17 protein-coding genes are annotated in these 15,940 nt (G+C 71.7%); 11 read left to right on the top strand and 6 right to left on the bottom strand.

Going from position 1 to position 15,940, the window contains the following annotated elements; all coding sequences use genetic code 11:
* Positions 1-242 precede the first annotated feature (242 nt).
* Complete coding sequence (gene miaB, locus N553_RS0113555) at positions 243-1,796, top strand: tRNA (N6-isopentenyl adenosine(37)-C2)-methylthiotransferase MiaB (RefSeq protein WP_028046971.1); 1,554 nt, start codon at positions 243-245, stop codon at positions 1,794-1,796.
* On the opposite strand, the gene N553_RS0113550 is transcribed toward miaB, so the two are convergent.
* A complete protein-coding gene (locus N553_RS0113550; protein ID WP_028046970.1) occupies positions 1,793-2,314 on the bottom strand; it encodes a YbjN domain-containing protein in 522 nt (173 codons plus the stop codon). The two genes, miaB and N553_RS0113550, sit on opposite strands and share 4 nt — an antisense overlap.
* The gene (locus N553_RS0113545) at positions 2,311-2,904 is read right to left on the bottom strand and encodes a YbjN domain-containing protein (RefSeq protein ID WP_028046969.1); all 594 of its coding nucleotides are present in this window, start codon (positions 2,902-2,904) and stop codon (positions 2,311-2,313) included. Before N553_RS0113545 ends, N553_RS0113550 begins: the two co-directional genes overlap by 4 nt.
* Positions 2,905-2,984: 80 nt before the next feature.
* Here N553_RS0113545 and N553_RS24360 point away from each other — a divergent pair, with 80 nt between their 5' ends.
* The 5 genes from N553_RS24360 to N553_RS0113520 all read left to right on the top strand — a co-directional run bounded on the left by N553_RS24360 (position 2,985) and on the right by N553_RS0113520 (position 6,503).
* A complete protein-coding gene (locus tag N553_RS24360) occupies positions 2,985-3,719 on the top strand; it encodes a hypothetical protein (RefSeq protein ID WP_028046968.1) in 735 nt (244 codons plus the stop codon).
* A 75-nt stretch (positions 3,720-3,794) separates the two neighbouring features.
* Complete coding sequence (locus tag N553_RS0113535; RefSeq protein WP_028046967.1) at positions 3,795-4,283, top strand: YbjN domain-containing protein; 489 nt, start codon at positions 3,795-3,797, stop codon at positions 4,281-4,283.
* Entirely contained in the window at positions 4,280-5,236 is a 957-nt protein-coding gene (gene miaA / locus N553_RS0113530; RefSeq protein ID WP_028046966.1) for a tRNA (adenosine(37)-N6)-dimethylallyltransferase MiaA, read from the top strand. The genes N553_RS0113535 and miaA overlap by 4 nt, the downstream gene beginning before the upstream one ends.
* On the top strand, positions 5,233-6,180 hold the full coding sequence (dapF, locus tag N553_RS0113525; protein WP_028046965.1) for a diaminopimelate epimerase: 948 nt from the start codon (positions 5,233-5,235) through the stop codon (positions 6,178-6,180). Before miaA ends, dapF begins: the two co-directional genes overlap by 4 nt.
* On the top strand, positions 6,177-6,503 hold the full coding sequence (locus N553_RS0113520) for a thioredoxin family protein (protein WP_028046964.1): 327 nt from the start codon (positions 6,177-6,179) through the stop codon (positions 6,501-6,503). The genes dapF and N553_RS0113520 overlap by 4 nt, the downstream gene beginning before the upstream one ends.
* Here N553_RS0113520 and N553_RS0113515 read toward each other — a convergent pair.
* On the bottom strand, positions 6,449-7,852 hold the full coding sequence (locus tag N553_RS0113515) for an MFS transporter (protein ID WP_028046963.1): 1,404 nt from the start codon (positions 7,850-7,852) through the stop codon (positions 6,449-6,451). The genes N553_RS0113520 and N553_RS0113515 overlap by 55 nt on opposite strands.
* Positions 7,849-8,448, bottom strand: a complete 600-nt coding sequence (locus N553_RS0113510) for a class I SAM-dependent methyltransferase (protein ID WP_028046962.1) — start codon at positions 8,446-8,448, stop codon at positions 7,849-7,851. Before N553_RS0113510 ends, N553_RS0113515 begins: the two co-directional genes overlap by 4 nt.
* Positions 8,449-8,594: 146 nt before the next feature.
* On the opposite strand from N553_RS0113510, the gene hflX reads away from it, so the two are divergent.
* Genes hflX through N553_RS0113495 form a run of 3 tightly spaced genes read left to right on the top strand, consistent with a single transcriptional unit; the run spans position 8,595 to position 13,189 of the window.
* Complete coding sequence (hflX, locus tag N553_RS0113505; RefSeq protein WP_051640214.1) at positions 8,595-10,082, top strand: GTPase HflX; 1,488 nt, start codon at positions 8,595-8,597, stop codon at positions 10,080-10,082.
* A 9-nt stretch (positions 10,083-10,091) separates the two neighbouring features.
* A complete protein-coding gene (locus N553_RS0113500) occupies positions 10,092-12,146 on the top strand; it encodes an ATP-dependent DNA helicase (protein WP_028046960.1) in 2,055 nt (684 codons plus the stop codon).
* A 44-nt stretch (positions 12,147-12,190) separates the two neighbouring features.
* The gene (locus N553_RS0113495; RefSeq protein ID WP_051640174.1) at positions 12,191-13,189 is read left to right on the top strand and encodes an L-lactate dehydrogenase; all 999 of its coding nucleotides are present in this window, start codon (positions 12,191-12,193) and stop codon (positions 13,187-13,189) included.
* Between the two features lie 39 nt (positions 13,190-13,228).
* Here N553_RS0113495 and N553_RS0113490 read toward each other — a convergent pair whose 3' ends face one another.
* Both N553_RS0113490 and lexA read right to left on the bottom strand, forming a co-directional pair.
* Positions 13,229-13,498 carry a Rho termination factor gene (locus N553_RS0113490; RefSeq protein ID WP_028046958.1) on the bottom strand — a complete coding sequence of 90 codons (270 nt, stop codon included), beginning with the start codon at positions 13,496-13,498 and terminating at the stop codon, positions 13,229-13,231.
* 103 nt (positions 13,499-13,601) lie between these two features.
* The gene (gene lexA, locus N553_RS0113485; RefSeq protein ID WP_028046957.1) at positions 13,602-14,363 is read right to left on the bottom strand and encodes a transcriptional repressor LexA; all 762 of its coding nucleotides are present in this window, start codon (positions 14,361-14,363) and stop codon (positions 13,602-13,604) included.
* Between the two features lie 347 nt (positions 14,364-14,710).
* On the opposite strand from lexA, the gene N553_RS0113480 reads away from it, so the two are divergent.
* Both N553_RS0113480 and nrdR read left to right on the top strand, forming a co-directional pair.
* Positions 14,711-15,085 carry a LysM peptidoglycan-binding domain-containing protein gene (locus N553_RS0113480; RefSeq protein ID WP_081844592.1) on the top strand — a complete coding sequence of 125 codons (375 nt, stop codon included), beginning with the start codon at positions 14,711-14,713 and terminating at the stop codon, positions 15,083-15,085.
* 311 nt (positions 15,086-15,396) lie between these two features.
* Complete coding sequence (gene nrdR / locus N553_RS0113475) at positions 15,397-15,915, top strand: transcriptional regulator NrdR (protein ID WP_028046955.1); 519 nt, start codon at positions 15,397-15,399, stop codon at positions 15,913-15,915.
* Positions 15,916-15,940: the final 25 nt, after the last annotated feature.

The following is a 15,940-nucleotide window of genomic DNA, read 5'->3' as shown; positions in this document are numbered from 1 at the left end:
ACGACCGACAGACGGTGGGACATGGCGCCCGGAATGCGGTCGCCGGCGTGTGGGGTCCTGAAATTCCGGTCGGCGCCCCGGAATGGCACCGGTGCGTCATTTCTATGCGCGGGCGGCGGTGCCCCCCGACATTCCCCCATTCCGTCATGCTAGTCCGAAATGTCCCACCTCGCACAGTGCTGATCTGAGTCTCGCGCAGCGGTGATCTGAGCCCCTCCGGTCCGGCCGTACCCTTGTAGGCGATGTCTACGAGCGCGGTGCCCACAGCCCCCGACGCCGCCGTCGGTGATCCCCGAGCGCGCACCTACGTCGTCAAGACGCTCGGCTGCCAGATGAACGTGCACGACTCCGAGCACATGGCCGGCATGCTCGAGCGAGCGGGCTACGTGGCGGCCAGCCCAGCGGACGCTGCGTCCGAGGACGCCGACGTCATCGTCATCAACACGTGCGCCGTCCGCGAGAACGCGGCCGACAAGCTCTACGGGAACCTGGGCCGACTGGCCGGGACCAAGAGGGCTCGTCCTGGGATGCAGATCGCCGTCGGCGGGTGCCTCGCGCAGAAGGACCGCTCGGGGATCGTCGAGCGTGCCCCGTGGGTGGATGTCGTCTTCGGCACCCACAACCTGGACGTCCTGCCGGTCCTGCTCGAGCGGGCGCGGCACAACGCCGAGGCGCAGGTCGAGATCGAGGAGTCCCTCAAGGTCTTCCCGTCGACGCTCCCGACCCGGCGAGAGTCGGTCTATGCCGGCTGGGTGTCCATCAGCGTGGGCTGCAACAACACGTGCACGTTCTGCATCGTGCCGCACCTGCGCGGCAAGGAGCGCGACCGACGCCCGGGCGAGATCCTCGCGGAGGTCGACGCGTTGGTCGGTCAGGGCGCCGTGGAGGTGACGCTGCTCGGGCAGAACGTGAACTCCTACGGTGTGGGCTTCGGTGACCGGGGTGCGTTTGCCAAGCTGCTCCGGGCGGTGGGGGCCGTCGAAGGGCTGGAACGGCTCCGGTTCACCTCGCCGCACCCGGCCGCGTTCACCGACGACGTCATCGAGGCGATGGCGCAGACTCCGACAGTGATGCCGCAGCTGCACATGCCGTTGCAGTCGGGCTCGGACCGGATCCTGCGCGCGATGCGCCGCTCGTACCGGTCGGACAAGTTCCTGGGCATCCTGGACCGCGTGCGAGACGCCATGCCGGACGCCGCGATCACGACGGACATCATCGTCGGCTTCCCCGGTGAGACCGAGGAGGACTTCGAGGAGACGCTGCGGGTCGTCGAGGCGTCCCGGTTCGCGTCGGCCTACACCTTCCAGTACTCGCCCCGCCCCGGCACCGCGGCGTTCGACCTGCCGGACGAGGTGCCGAAGGCGGTGGTCCAGGAGCGTTACGTCCGGCTCGCCGCGCTGCAGGACCGGATCTCCCTCGAGGAGAACCGCGCCCAGGTCGGCCGCACGGTCGAGGTGCTGGTGGCGGAAGCCGAGGGCCGCAAGGACGGCGCGTCGCACCGGCTGACCGGGCGTGCCGCCGACAACCGCCTCGTGCACCTCGCTGTTCCGGACGGTGGTGCGGTCCCTCGTCCCGGCGACCTGGTGAGCGTGGACGTCACGTATGCAGCGCCGTACCACCTGGTGGCGGACTCAGCGGTCGTTCCGGGCGGCCGGTTCGACGTCCGACCCACGCGTGCGGGTGACGCCTGGGAACGTCGCACCGACGACGACCACAGCCACGGTGGTTCCGGCGACGCGTGCGGGTCCGCCGCACCGGTCGGTCCTGTGGCGCTCGGGCTGCCGACGTTGCGCTAGTTGTCGGGGACGTCTGGTGGCGTGACGTCGTCGCGCGGCAGCAGTGCTTCGAGAGTCGTGAACATCTGGACGCCCGTGCCCAGCCCGCAGGCCAGCAGCTGAGCGAGCTGGACGTCGGTGACGCCCGGTTCGAAGTCGGCGGAGACCTCGCTGTAGAGAGCCAGCACGCCCTCCTCCTCACGGATGTAGGCCTTGGGCCAGATCCGCTCGCGGTTCCAGTCGTTGACCGCCAAAGAGGCAGATGCCCGCTGGTCCAGCGGGAGGCTGCGGTGCCAACGGCCGCGTACCTGGAGGATCTCCTGCTGCTCGCCCAGCATGAGGAACCAGAAGCGGCTGCCGTCCCATGTGCCGGTCAGGTCGCCGTCATCGTCGATCACGAACCGGTAGCCGCGCCCGACGAGGTAGTCCGCGATGCGTTCCCGGGTCAGCGGGTAGGGCGGCCCGTCGCCGGGGTCGGGCTTCTTGGTCGGCTTCGGGAGCCCGCCGAGGACCCGCAGCAGCCAGCCGGGGCCGCTCACGGCGCGACTCCTGCCGGGTCGGGGTAGCGCTCGTCGAGGGCGTCGAAGAACATGCTGCCGGTGGAGAGCCCGCAGAAGAGCATCTGGCTGAGCTGCGCGTCGGTGGCGCCGTGCTCCAGGTCCGTCGCCACCTCGGACACCACGTGGATGCGGCCGTTGTCCCGCACGCGGACGTAGGCCTTCGGCCAGATGCGGTCGGCGTTCCACTCGTTGCAGATGTCGAGCACCTCTTCGAGCCGCTCGATCGCGACCTCGCGATGCCACTGACCACGGATCTGCAGGATCTCGGAGTCCTCCCCGAACAGGAAGAAGTAGAAGAGCCGACCTCGCCACAACCCGCCGAGGTCCCCGTCGTTGTCCACGAAGTAGGAGAACGCGTTGTCGGTCATCCACGATGCGATGCGCGCGGGGGAGACCTCAGTCGGCAGGTCGTTGGACGACTCCGCGACCCCCAGCTCCTTGGCCAGGAGCTCGGCGACGCGGTCGTGGAGCTCCTCGTCGTCCGTCGGGATCGGGACGACGGGCCGCGCGGGCGTGGGGCGCGCCGGGCTGCGGAACCAACGCCGCGCACGATCCCCGAACGAGCTCATGCGCACGACCATACCGGGGGCCACCGACGATGCGAGCGCCAGCGTCCAGAGTCCCTCCGTCCGGCCGCTACCGTCGGAGCATGCTCGTCGCCGCCGCCCTGGTCCCGGACACCGCGACGCTCGTCCCGGGCGTCACAGGCGGCGCGGGACCCGTCCACGGGCTCCTCGGGCCCGCGATGTCGGCGATCGAGCAGCTCATGGCGCTGTCGCCCGACGTGGTGGTCGTCGTCGCCCCCGGTCCGGTGGACCGCGTCCTGGGCGGCACGGTCAGCAGCTCGCTCGGCGCGGCGGGGATCCCGGACGCGCAGGTCCGGTGGCCCGCGCAGGACGTCACCCTGGAGGACGATGCGACGAGCCGCGTCCAGCCGTCGGTCGCGAGCGTCGTCGCGCTGCACCTGGTCCACCGAGCCGGGCAGCCCCGCGCCGTGCGCGTCGTCGAGGTCACGCCCGCGGCGGGGGCCGACGCGCTGCAGGCACTCGGGTCCTCGTTCGTCGCCGGACGGCGGACTGGCTTGGTCGTCGTCGGGTCCGGCAGCGGCCGGCACGGCCCCGACGCCCCGCTCGCCGACGACGACCGGGCGCCTGCGTACGACGCAGCACTCCTCGCCGACCTGGCCGACGCGAGTCCGGAGGCGCGTGCTCGCCTCGCGTCGGCGGACGCCGGTGTCGCCGCCGAGCTCGCGGTACGTGGCTGGGCGCCCTGGCAGGTCCTCGTGGGCGCGACGGCTGACGTCCCGGTCGTTGCGAGGCTCCTGGCAGACGAGGTCGTCCTGGGCGCGCAGCACGCCGTGCTGCTGTGGACCGTCCCGGTGTGACGGCACGGCGCCGGTAAGGTCTGCGTACCCACCAACGCCCGCGGCGCCGCCACGGACCGACCCGACGAGGTACCGATGTCTGTCGAGAACACCGAGCCCACGCTTGCGCCGCTGGCGATCGAGCGGGCCGCGCGCCTGCTTGACGCACAAGGCGCGAAGTACGGCACGGACGCCGACGGAGACCTGTTCGCGGCGTGGGACGGCAACCCGTTCTGGTTCATGACCATGGGCCCCGACAAGGCCTACTTCCAGGTCAGGGGGCGTTGGGGTCACACCGTGCCGCGCAACCAGCTCGGCACCATGCTCATCGCGTGCAACGAGTGGTCCCAGCAGATGCTCTGGCCCAAGGTCTACGTCAAGGCGGACGAGGACGAGGTCGCGGTCTACACCGAGCACACGATCGCCTGGGACCGCGGCGTGACCGACGAGCAGCTGGACCTGCAGCTCTCGACCAGCATCGGCTCGTCCCTGGGCTTCTTCCGCGAGATGACCAAGCGCTTCGTCCCCGAGACGCCGGCCGCGCCGGTGGCGTACCACGACCCCGCGCGGCCCACCGCAGAGTGACGCTCGTCGTCGCGGTCGTCGGGCCCACTGCGACCGGCAAGTCGGACCTCGCGCTCGCACTCGCCGAGGCGCTGGGTGGCGAGGTGGTCAATGCCGACGCCATGCAGCTGTACCGCGGCATGGACATCGGGACCGCGAAGCTGACGGTCGACGAGCGGCGCGGCATCCCGCACCATCTCCTGGACATCCTTGACCCGCACGAGGACGCATCCGTCGCGGACTACCAGGCACGTGCGCGGGCCGCGTTCGGGGAGATCGACGGGCGCGGGCACAGGTCGGTCGCGGTCGGTGGCTCAGGGCTGTACGTGCGGGCGCTGCTCGACCACATGGAGTTCCCCGGAACCGACCCGGAGGTCCGCGCGGCGCTGGAGGCCAGGGTCGAGGCCGAAGGGTCCCGGGCGCTTCACACCGAGCTGGCATCGGTCGACCCGGAAGCCGCCGAGGGCATCGGACCCCGGAACGCACGCAGGATCGTGAGGGCGCTCGAGGTCATCGCGCTGACCGGTCGCATGTACTCGGCGTCCCTTCCGCAGCACGTCTACGAGGTGCCGGCAGTCCAGATCGGGCTCGACTGCGACCGGGCCGTGCTCGACGAGCGCATCTCCGGACGTGTCGACCGGATGCGCCGCAGCGGGCTCGTCGACGAGGTGCGGGCGCTGGTGACGTCCGGTCTGGGCCGGACCGCGTCGCGCGCGGTGGGCTACGCCGAGATCCTCGCGATGCTCCGGGCCGAGCTCACGCTCGACGAGGCGTTCGACGCGATCGCAGCGGGAACGCGTCGGCTGGCGCGCAAGCAGATGGGGTGGTTCGGCCGCGACCCACGCGTGCACTGGCTGGACGCGCTTGACCCGGACCTCCTGGGTCGCGCGCTGAGCCTGGTCGCCGCCGCGGACACGGGCGAGCTGGGGCTCGCCACCGACGACCCGGCTCCGCGACGTAGCCTGGGATCATGACGGCCGTCGCGACCTCGACGCTGCACGTGACCAAGGGCCACGGCACGCAGAACGACTTCGTGCTGCTCGACGACCGCTCCGGCACGATCGATCTGTCCACGGAGCTCGTGCGCGAGCTTGCCGACCGCCGCGGCGGCCTGGGCGGCGACGGCGTCATCCGCGTGATCGGCACCGAGCACCTGCCCGAGGGTGCGGCCGTGCTGGCCGAGGAGCCGGGTGCGCAGTGGTTCATGGACTACCGCAACGGCGACGGATCGGTCGCGGAGATGTGCGGCAACGGGGTCCGTGTCTTCGCAGCGTTCCTCGAGCGGCTCGGACTGTGGGACCCGGAGCAGAGCGAGCTCGCGCTCGGCACCCGCGCGGGCGTCAAGCGAGTGCGTCGCGTCGCGGTGCCGGCCGGCATCGGCGACGACGTCTGGTATGCCGTGGACATGGGCCGCTGGTTGCTGCCGGGGGGCGACGCAGCGTCCGCCAGAGGTGCCGACGCCGAGGTGCTCGTCGTCGGGGTCGACGACGCGCGTCCCGGTCTGAGCGTCGACCTCGGCAACCCGCACGTGGTGCTCGCGCTGCAGGACGAGACGGAGCTGGCCGCTGCAGACCTCACACGTGCGCCCCAGGTCATGCCGGTGCCGCCGAACGGCACCAACGTGGAGCTCGTGCTCCCGTTGGGTGAGAAGCGCGCGACGGACGGCACCCTCGTGGGCCGTGTGCGCATGCGGGTCCACGAGCGCGGAGTCGGGGAGACCCGCTCCTGTGGCACGGGTGCGTGCGCCGCGGCGCTCGCGGTGCGGACCTGGGCAGGTGCCGGTGCGCCGGACGTGTGGCTCGTGGAGGTTCCCGGCGGGACGGTGCGGGTCACCGTGCTGCCGAGCGGCCATGTCGAGCTCGCCGGTCCCGCCGTTCTCGTCGCGACTGCTGACGTCGACCTGTCGGCGCTGAGATGAGGCTCACCACCGAGGAGCTCGGCGTCGCGCTCGGCGAGCGCGCGACCGTCGTGCAGTTCTCGAGCACGTTCTGCGCCCCGTGCCGCGCGACCAGGCACGTCGTGGAGCGCGCCGTCGCCACGGCCGACGGGGTGGCGCACGTGGACCTCGACGTCGCCGAGCACACGGCCCTGGGCGAGCGGCTCGGCGTCGACGTCACACCGACCGTCCTCGTCCTGGACGCCACCGGTGAGGTCGTCCGTCGAGCCTCCGGCGCCCCGACGCTCGCTCAGGTGCGCAGCGCGCTCGACGCGGCGGCGTCGGCGGTCTCGTCGCCCGTCTGACGCGTCAGCACCCGTGGCGCTGCGACGAGCGCGCCCACGGCGAACAGCAGCGCCACGAGCAGGCTGGCCGTGAAGGGCAGGTCCGGTGAGGCGTCGGAGCCCAGCACCGAGGTGAACGCGAGACCGGTGAGCGCGAGCGCGAGCGCGGCGCCGATCGAGTCGGCGATGGACAGGGCCGAGGTGTGGGTGCCCTGGCTGCCGGGCGCCGAGTAGGCAAGGACGAGCACGGTGAGCCGCGAGTACACGAGCCCCATGCCGCCACCGCCGACGGTCCAGCACGTGATCGCCACGGCGGGTGCGAGGTGGAGAGCCGCCGTGACCGCGACCCCGCCGACGGCCACCACGACCAGCGCCGCACCGAGCACGATCGCGTGGTGACTGGTGAGGCGGTCACCGAGCCGGCCCTGGAGCCACGAGGTCCCTGCCCAGGCCAGCGCCGCGAAGGTCAGCGCGAGACCGGCGGTGGTCGGCGAGAAGCCGTAGCGGTCGGTGAGCAGGTACGGCAGGTAGACCTCGGCGCCCACGAAGCCGCCCGCGACGAGCCCGCGGGTCGCGATGACCGCCGGCAGCCCTCGAGCGGCACGGAGGCTGCCTGCGGGTACGAGCGGCCGGAGCGCGGCGATCGCAGCCGCGGCGGTGACCGCCGCCACGACGACCGACCACGGCAGCCGGACGTAGACGGCCAGGTTGAGGCCGAGCACCGCTGCGGCCGCGAGCATCGCCCAGGCCAGCCGGCCTCGTCGCGGGCGCTCCGCCGGTGTGCTCGGGGGCCCGATCCGGCGGACGGCCGGCATCAGCACCAGGGACACGGGCAGGACCAGGACGGCTACGCCGAGGAACACCCAACGCCAGCCGACGTTCTGGGTTACTGCCCCGGCCAGCGCCGGCCCCACGAGCGCCGGAAGCACCCAGGCGGCGGAGAAGCCGGCGAACACCCGCGGGTGCAGCACGGCCGGGTACAGCCGCCCGACGATGACGTAGAGCGCGACCGTCATCGCACCGCCGCCGAGGCCCTGGACCAGACGACCGACCACCAGGACGCCCATGGACGGCGCCAGACCGGCTCCGACCAGTCCGAGGGCGAACAGGGTGACCGCCACGGCCAGCGGCGCTCGAGGTCCGTGGCGGTCGGACCACGAGCCCGCGACGACCATGCCGATGACGCCGGTGGCGAGCGGCCCGGCGAACGCGAACGCGTACAGCGCGGTGCCGTCGAGCGCGGCCGACACGGTCGGCATCACCGTGGTCACCGCGAACGACTCGAACGCGACCAGGAAGATCAGGACGCACATGCTCCAGGTGGTCGGGCGCAGGCGCCGCCAGTCGTCGACACCGCCCGGGACGCTCACGACACCCTCAGGACGCGAAACCCCTTCGCGCTGGCGGTTCGCTCGACCGTGACGGGCAGCTCGGCGGCGAGCCAGCGCTGCAGGGAGTCCGCCCCCAGGTTCTTGCCGACGACGAGCTGCGCATGCGCGCCGTCCGCCAGCCTCGGCAGCCAGCGCAGCAGCAGCTCGTGCAGCGCGGCCTTGCCGACGCGGATCGGCGGGTTGGACCAGATCGCGGAGAACCTGATCGCGTCAGGTACGTCGTCCGGTCGGGCGGCCGTGAGGTTGGTCGCGCCCACTCGTTCGGCGTTGCGTCGCACGAGGTCGAGGGCCCTCTCGTTGACGTCGACGGCCCACACCCGGGCGCCGGGGGACGCGAGCGCGAGCGTCAGTGCGATCGGTCCCCACCCGCAGCCGAGGTCGAGGAGGTCACCGGCGGCGGGTGCGGGCGCCGCGTGCTCGAGGAGCACGCGGGTGCCCAGGTCGACGTGGTCGGGGGAGAACACGCCGCCCGCGGTCTCGACCTCGAGGTCCCGACCAGCAAGGTGCACCCGCAGCACCCGCCGCTCGTCGGCGGACGCGGGCTGGGCGGTGAAGTAGTGGTCGTGCTCGCTCACGGCGCCGACCCTACCCATCCCGTCGGCCGCCCTCGCGATCGGCCCGCAGCGAAATGCCTCGGCAGTGGACGGACGGCCGTGGGACCCTGGAGGCAGCCGACGAGAAGAGGAACCGCGTGAACGACCCGCAGCACACCAGTCGCGAGATGCAGGACACCCCGGTGGCCCGGTCCGCGCAAGACGTGGCCGACGATGTCGTGGCCCGTGTGCTGGCCAGGGCCGGGACCGCGCTGCAGGCCGGCGTGACGATCCACTCGTCCTACGACGGTGACCAGCTCGAGCTCGAGGAGCGCACGTCCCTGCGCCGCGTCGCGAACCTGTCGACGGAGCTCGAGGACGTCACCGAGGTCGAGTACCGCCAGCTGCGGCTCGAGAAGGTGGTCCTGGTCGGCGTCTGGGGCTCGGGCACGGTGACCGACGCCGAGATCTCGCTGCGTGAGCTCGCCGCACTTGCCGAGACCGCCGGATCCCAGGTCCTGGACGGGCTCCTCCAGAGGCGGGCCAAGCCCGACCCGGGCACCTACCTCGGCTCCGGCAAAGCGGCCGAGCTCGCGACGCTCGTCGCGGCGGTCGGCGCCGACACCGTGGTCGTCGACGGGGAGCTGGCTCCCTCGCAGCGGCGTGCGCTCGAGGACATCGTGCGGGTCAAGGTCGTCGACCGGACCGCCCTGATCCTCGACATCTTCGCGCAGCACGCCAAGTCCCGTGAGGGCAAGGCGCAGGTCGAGCTCGCGCAGCTCGAGTACCTGCTGCCGCGCCTGCGTGGCTGGGGCGACTCGATGTCCCGGCAGGCGGGTGGCCAGGTCGGTGGCGCCGCCGCGGGCATGGGCTCTCGTGGTCCCGGTGAGACGAAGATCGAGCTGGACCGGCGCCGCATCCGTAACCGCATGGCCAAGCTGCGTCGCGAGATCGCCGCGATGGAGCCCGCCCGGCTGACCAAGCGGGCCTCGCGCAAGAAGAACGCGATCCCGTCGGTCGCGATCGCGGGCTACACCAACGCGGGGAAGTCGTCGTTGCTCAACCGGCTGACCAATGCCGGCGTGCTCGTCGAGAACGCCCTGTTCGCGACCCTCGATCCCACGGTGCGCCGCGCGGAGACCATCGACGGGCGGATCTACACCTTGGCGGACACCGTCGGGTTCGTCCGCTCGCTGCCGCACCAGCTGGTCGAGGCGTTCCGCTCGACGCTGGAGGAGGTGGCCGACGCCGACCTGATCCTGCACGTCGTCGACGCGTCGCACCCCGACCCCGAGGGGCAGATCGCGGCCGTGAGGCACGTGTTCGCGGACATCCCTGGCGCCATGGACGTGCCCGAGATCATCGTGCTCAACAAGGCGGACCTCGCCACCCCGGAGGCCATCGCGCGGCTCCGGTCGCGTGAGGTGCACTCCATCGTCGTCTCGGCGCACAGCGGCGAGGGCATCGAGGAGCTGCAGGCGCTGGTGGCCGACCAGCTCCCGCGCCCGGGGGTGAGCATCGATCTCGTCGTGCCGTACGACCGTGGTGACCTCGTCAGCCGGGTCCACGAGCACGGCGACATCCAGACCGAGGAGCACACGGCCGACGGCACGGCGATCCGGGCCCGGGTGGACGCCGGGCTGGCCGCGGAGCTCGAGGCGGCGGCGCGCCACTAGGCTGACGCGGTGCCGGACAACCCCTCTGTCGAGGACCTCCTCGACGTCGCGGTCGGCGTCCTCGGCGGCGTGCGACGAGACGGCCAGCACCAGATGGCGGTCGCGGTCGCCGAGACCATCGACAAGGGCGAGCACCTGCTCGTTCAGGCCGGTACGGGCACCGGAAAGTCTCTGGGCTACCTCGTCCCCGCGGTGCGGCATGCGGTGCTCGAGAACGAGCACGTGGTCGTCTCCACCGCCACCCTCGCCCTGCAGCGGCAGATCATGACGCGCGACCTGCCGCTCGTCGCGAAGGCTCTCGAACCGCACCTGCCGAGGCCCGCGAGCATCGCGCTGCTCAAGGGCTGGCACAACTACGTCTGCGTGCACAAGGTGGCCGGCGGCTACCCCGAGGACGAGGCCGCGACACTGTTCGACCTGGGTGACCACGCCGGTGCGGCGGAGCACCCGGCCGCCGAGGGTGCCGGCGAGAACCTCGGGGCCCAGGTGGTCCGGCTGCGCGAGTGGGCGGAGGAGACCACGACCGGCGACCGCGATGACCTGGTGCCGGGTGTGACCGACCGGGCCTGGCGTCAGGTGTCTGTCGCGTCGCTCGAGTGCCTGGGCACCAAGTGCCCGATGCTCGCCGAGTGCTTCCCCGAGAAGGCCAAGGCGTCGTCACGGGAGGCCGATGTCGTCGTGACCAACCACGCCATGCTCGGAATCGCCGCGTCGGGCTCGCCGAACGTGCTGCCCGACCACCAGGTGCTCGTCGTCGACGAGGCGCACGAGCTGACCGAACGTGTGACGGCGCAGGCGACGTCCGAGCTGTCCGTGGCGGTCATCGAGCACGCGTCCCGGCTCGCCCGACGACACGGCGGCATCCCGACGACCGACCTGGACTCGGCGAGCCAGGCGCTCGCCGGCGTCCTCGTGAACCTGCCCGAGGCCCGGTTCCGCGACGGGCTCCCTCCCGCGGCCCGGGACGCGGTGGGGAGCGTGCGCGATGCGACGCGTGCCCTGCTGAGCGTGCTCAAGCCCGAGTCGGGACCGCAGGCGCCGCCCGAGGCTGGTCGCAAGATGGCACAGGCCACCATGCTTGCCCTCTACGAGGTCGCCGACCGGATGGCAGCCGACCCGGACGACAACAAGCACACGGTGCTGTGGTGCGCTCGATCCGAGGACCGCCGAGGCAACGTCTCGACCCGGCTGTACGCCGCACCTCTCGCGGTGAACGGACTGATCCGGACGCACCTGCTGTCGGGCCGGTCGGGGGTGCTCACGTCAGCGACGCTCGAGCTGGGCGGCTCGTTCGATCCCATCGCTCGTGCGGTGGGCCTCGAGGTGCAGCCCGACGCAGCGGCCGTGGGCCCGGCCTCGATCGACAAGGACTCACCCGCGCCGCCGTCGTCGGTCCCGTGGCAGGGGCTCGACGTGGGCAGCCCGTTCGACTACCCGAAGCAGGGGATCCTCTACCTCGCCCGGCACCTGCCGCCGCCGGGACGCGAGCCCGCGACCGAGGCCCAGCTCGACGAGATCGCGGAGCTCGTGACCGCAGCCGGTGGTCGAACGCTCGGGCTGTTCTCCTCCCGGCGGGCCGCGAACGCGGCAGCAGCCGCGATGCGCGAACGCCTCGACGTGCCGATCCTCGTGCAGGGGGACGACCAGCTGCCCACGCTCGTCGCACAGTTCATCGCGGACGAGGCGACCTGCCTGTTCGGGACCCTCTCGCTGTGGCAGGGGGTCGACGTGCCCGGAAGCACGTGCACCCTCGTGATCATCGACCGCATCCCGTTCCCGCGGCCCGACGACCCGGTGCAGTCCGCGCGGTCCGACGCCGTCGAGAAAGCCGGCGGGAACGGATTCCTCGCGGTGTCCGCGACCCACGCCGCACTGCTGCTCGCCCAAGGCGCCGGTCGGCTGATCCGTACCAGCAACGACCGCGGTGTTGTCGCCGTTCTCGACCCGCGCCTGGCGACCGCACGGTACGCGCCTTTCCTGACGCGGTCGCTGCCGGACTTCTGGCGGACGACCGACCGGACGACCGCGGTGTCCGCGCTGCGCCGCCTGACGGCTTCCGACTAGCCTCGAAGGCCGAGCATGGAAACCGACGACTGGAAGGGCTGTACGTGACCGAGAGCCTGGACGTGGAAGACCTCGGCCTGCAGCACTCCCGCGCTGCCAGGGGCACCAAGCTGGCCATCGTCGGCGCTGGGGCGGTGGGGTCGACGATGGCGTACGCCGCCCTGCTGCGCGGAGCCGCACGAACGGTCGCCCTGTACGACGTCAACGCCGCGAAGGTGCAGGCCGAGGCGCTCGACCTCGGGCACGGCATCCAGTTCATGCCGATGGCTCAGGTGATCGGCTCCGACGATCTCGCGGTGTGCGCGGACGCCGATGTCGTGATGTTCACCGCGGGTGCCAAGCAGAAGCCTGGTCAGTCCCGCATCGAGCTCGCGGAAGCCACGATCGGGCTCGTCAGGAAGGTGCTGCCGAAGCTCGTGGAGGTGGCGCCGAACGCGGTCTACGTGATGGTGACCAACCCGGTGGACGTGGTGACGTACGCGGCGCTGCAGGTCTCGGGCCTGCCCCCGACGCAGCTGTTCGGCTCGGGGACGGTGCTCGACTCGTCGCGGCTGCGCTACCTGATCTCGGCGCACACCGGGGTGGCCGTGCAGAACGTGCACGCGTACATCGCCGGCGAGCATGGTGACAGCGAGCTCCCGCTGTGGGGCTCGGCGAGCATCGGCTCGGTACCGCTGCTGGAGTGGCACGGGCACGACGGTCACGGACCACTCACGGCGGAGGTCCGGGACGCGATCGCCCGGGAGGTCGTCGACTCGGCGTACCGGATCATCGAGGGCAAGGGTGCGACGAACTACGCCGTGGCCCTCGCGGGGTCGCGGATCATCGAGGCGATCCTCAACGACGAAGGTCGGGTGCTTCCCGTCTCGTCGCTCCTCACGGACTACTACGGGATCAGCGACGTGTGCCTCTCGGTGCCGGCGATCGTCGGTGCAGACGGGGTCGGGGAGCGGCTCGCCGTCCCGTTGTCCGACGACGAGCTTGCGGGTCTTCGTCGTTCCGCCGAGGCGGTCCGTGCCGTCGCCCAGAGGTTCGGCTTCTAGCCCGCGAGTCGCCGGTGCGAGGACCGCACTCGACGGTTGTCAGCGGTGTCGCAGCGCGGCGACGAGCTCGTCCTTGTCCATCGTCGAGCGCCCCGCGATGTCCAGCTCTGCCGCTCGGTGACGCAGCTCCTCGACGGACCAGTCCTCGTAGGGGCCCGACCCGCCGACCGTCGTCGACGCGTCGGCGCGGGACGTGGAGACTGCTGCCTCGGCGTCGCGTGCGGCCTTCTGCTGACGGGCGCTGCCGCCCAGCAGGTCCTCGTACACGGAGGCGTCCCGCATCCGGGGGTCCGGTAGGCGTCCTGGCATCGGTGCTCTCCTGCTTCGGCTGTGGTTCGTCCAGGCTGGACCGGATGCGCGGGTGCCGCATCCTGACAGGGCGGGCGCGTCGCGCGGACGCGCCCGACACCAGTCAGAGGCTGCGCAGGACGCTGACGACTCGGCCAAGGATCGTCGACTCGTCGCCGGGGATCGGCTGGTACGACGGGTTGTGCGGCATCAGCCATACATGACCGTCGATCCGCTTCAGCGTCTTGACGGTCGCCTCACCGTCGATCATCGCCGCCACGATCTCGCCGTTCTCCGCCACCGGCTGGCGCCGAACCACGACCCAGTCTCCGTCGCAGATGGCCGCGTCGATCATCGAGTCTCCGACGACCTTGAGCAGGAAGAGGTCGCCGTCACCCACGAGCTGGCGGGGGAGCGGGAAGACGTCCTCGACGACCTGGTCGGCGAGGATCGGACCACCGGCGGCGATCCGCCCGACGACCGGCACGTACGACGGCGCCGGCATCGGCTCACCCTCGCCGTGGTCGGGGAACGCCGAACGGCTGCCGTCCGGGGCGGTCCACGTGCCGACGCCCCGTGAGTCGTCCGCGTGCACGACCTCGATGGCGCGGGGACGGTTGGGGTCTCGACGCAGGTAGCCCTTGCGTTCGAGTGCCGTGAGCTGGTGCTTGACGCTCGACGGGCTCGTGAGGCCGACGGCCTCGCCGATCTCCCGCATGCTCGGGGGGTAGCCACGGGACTCGACCGACGTGCGGATGGTGTCGAGCACGAGTCGCTGGCGCGCGGTCAGGCCGTCGGGCCCGGGCGCGCCGTCCGGCAGGGCGTGGATCGTCGCCAGCTCCTCCTCGGGTCGGTCAGGCCGGGACGTGTCCCGTGAGTCCGTCACTGCGCCTCCTCTGTCGGGCGGCCGTGAGCTCCGCCGTTTCTGTCACTGCTGTTCGCACGGGCCGCTGACCTGCAACAACGCGGGTGCCGGTGGGCCCCTCGGCTGTCGTGTCAGTGGCTCGTGGTGGTGTGTGACCCGCAACGCCACCCTAGGGAACGCGGGCACGAAGATCAAACATCTGTTCGATCGTGTCTCGACAAAGGGCGGGGTGTGCGGTAGAAATCGTACAGACGTACGACGAACACACGTTCGAACGCGTCGGTGCACTCGACAGCTGTAGGTAGCGGCGCTCGTGCCGCACCCGCGATACCGCCGGTAGGACCCGGCCCAAGAGAACGAGGGACGCGATGAGCGCAATGGCGATGGCACCGACGATGCCCCACGTGACCCGGCGGGCCGAGGTTCGTGCGTCGGAGGTCGACGGCCGCTTGGCGGACCTCTCTCTCACCGGTCGTGGGCGCGCCGTGCTCTGGCTCCTCGCGCTGGTGATCGTCGCCATGGTGGTGCTGGTTGCCGGACGAGCCGTTGCGTACGGCCCGCAGGCGGCCCAGCAGGTCGAGCGTCACGTCGTGCAGAGCGGCGAGACGATGTGGCAGATCGCGAGCGGCATCGCGGAACCGGGGGAGGACGTCCGTGACGTCGTGTACGAGCTGGTCCGCCTGAACGACCTACCTGGTGCTGGCCTCACCGCGGGACAGGTGATCGTCATTCCGCTCGACTGAACGGACCTGGCCCCGCGTGTCAGCGGTTTCGCACGGGCGAGAAGTGCATGAGGGCGGTTGCCGCGGCGGCGACCGCCCTCGCGACGTCCGGGACGGGACGGCCCGTGGGACGGGCCAGGGGCCTGTGCGACGCAGCGACGGGGCCTGTGCGACGCAGCGCGCGCGAGGCCTGTGCGAGCGGCGCGTGCGAGGCCTGTGCCAGCAGCGCGTGCGAGGCGCCTTGCGACTGCGCGGCCGCTGGCCTACGGTCGCGGAGGCATCGATGACATTGCGCTCGGAACCACGGCGCCAGGCACGCGAAAGGGGCTCCGGTGCACTGTCCGTTCTGTCGAAACCCTGACTCTCGCGTGGTCGACTCCCGCACCTCCGACGACGGTTCGACGATCCGGCGTCGGCGCCAGTGCCCCAGCTGCAACCGACGGTTCACGACCGTCGAGACCGCGAGCCTGTCGGTCGTGAAGCGGTCGGGGGCGACCGAGCCCTTCAGTCGCGAGAAGATCGCCGGGGGAGTGCGCAAGGCGTGCCAGGGGCGCCCGGTGAGCGAGGACGACCTGGCCCTTCTGGCGCAGAAGGTCGAAGAGACCCTGCGCAGCGCGGGATCGGCGGAGATCGACGCCTACGAGATCGGTCTCGCGATCCTCGGCCCGTTGCGTGAGCTCGACGAGGTGGCCTACCTCCGCTTCGCGTCGGTCTACCAGGCGTTCGACTCCCTGGAGGACTTCGAGGCCGCGATCACGGTGCTGCGTGCCGAGCACGAGGCAGAGGTCGGTGCTGACCCCGATGTCGCTCCCTCGGACGGCAGCGCGACGGAGCGAACCTTCCGGGACTGACGACGCCGGCGGCGACGCACGGCGT

Origin of the sequence: Cellulomonas sp. URHE0023 (genome assembly GCF_000688475.1) — a bacterium.
GTDB lineage: Bacteria > Actinomycetota > Actinomycetes > Actinomycetales > Cellulomonadaceae > Cellulomonas.
The sequence above is the reverse complement of the archived record's forward strand: the minus strand, read 5'-3'. Positions and strand labels throughout refer to the sequence as shown.